Source organism: Mesorhizobium caraganae (assembly GCF_016836705.1).
GTDB classification, from domain to species: Bacteria; Pseudomonadota; Alphaproteobacteria; order Rhizobiales; family Rhizobiaceae; genus Mesorhizobium; species Mesorhizobium caraganae.
Genome location: NZ_JAFCGY010000165.1, coordinates 1 through 424 on the forward strand (window position 1 = coordinate 1; position 424 = coordinate 424).

Sequence of the window (424 nt, forward strand, 5' to 3'; positions counted from 1 at the left end):
TTACCACCCCATCCCACTCAGGGCTACGACGCAGATCGGCCCGACTGGAAACCGGAGCAGTGATGCGGCTGATGGCTATTGGACTTTGGGCCGTGCTCTGTCTTGCAGCCGTTCCCGTGATGGCCAACAGCAAATCGTTTGTCTGCGTTAATGAAAAAGACCATCTGCCGCCGTTGGATTCGCAAGCCGATGTCTGGTACCGCGAAGCAGCCGCCTTGGCCAAGCCCGATACTCTGCGGCCCTGGGGCCGTATCGTCGAGCTTTACAGCAAGGCAGTGGAGCGTGGCCACTGGAAGGCCATGCATAACTTGGCGAACCTCTATCGTACCGGTTGGCCGGGAGGTGTGGAGAAGGACACTCAGAAAGCTCTAGACCTTTACCAGAAAATGATCGATCTGAAGATTCCTCAAGGTTTCTATAATAT

1 protein-coding gene is annotated in these 424 nt (G+C 55.4%); it reads left to right on the plus strand.

Features of this window, described 5'->3' with window-relative positions; translation table 11 throughout:
- Window positions 1–62: 62 nt before the first annotated feature.
- Window positions 63–424 (plus strand): SEL1-like repeat protein (locus JQK88_RS35790; protein WP_203281302.1); only part of this gene is annotated, 362 nt, incomplete at its 3' end.